The organism is Robertmurraya sp. DFI.2.37, from assembly GCF_029211245.1.
Classification (GTDB): domain Bacteria; phylum Bacillota; class Bacilli; order Bacillales; family Cytobacillaceae; genus Robertmurraya; species Robertmurraya methanolica_A.
The window spans coordinates 1-437 of record NZ_JARGEJ010000245.1 but is presented as its reverse complement, the minus strand read 5'-3'; the positions used below and the strand labels follow the sequence as shown (position 1 = coordinate 437).

The following is a 437-nucleotide window of genomic DNA, read 5'->3' as shown; positions in this document are numbered from 1 at the left end:
AAAGCGTGAAGGAGGAAATTCTTGCCGCAGGAGGCCAAAGTATGTTTGTTCAAACAGACGTTCGCAAAGTGGATGATATCGTTTAGTTAATGAAGGTAGTAAAAAGTACGTATGGAAAAATCGATATATTAATTAACAATGCGGGAGTGAGCCGTTTTAAAAATGTCTTTGATTTGTCCGTTGAAGACTGGGATGACGTGCTTAATACGAATTTGAGAAGTGTTTTTCTGTGTTCCAAGGAAGCGGCCAAGTATATGTGTGAAAATGATAAAGGAGGGGCCATAGTCAATATTGCTTCTACCAGAGCGCTCATGTCAGAACCCCATTCGGAAGCATATGCGGCATCAAAAGGGGAAATTGCATTTACCGTAATATGTTCATTGGATAGGGAAGCTGCCAACGCATGAGTAATCGCTACAATTCCCCCTTTTGATGCC

At 41.4% G+C, this 437-nt stretch carries 1 pseudogene; it reads left to right on the top strand.

What is annotated here, in order from left to right:
- Positions 1–359 (top strand): annotated as a pseudogene (locus tag PZE06_RS26310) (SDR family NAD(P)-dependent oxidoreductase); the annotation flags it as partial.
- Between the last annotated feature and the right edge of the window lie 78 nt (positions 360–437).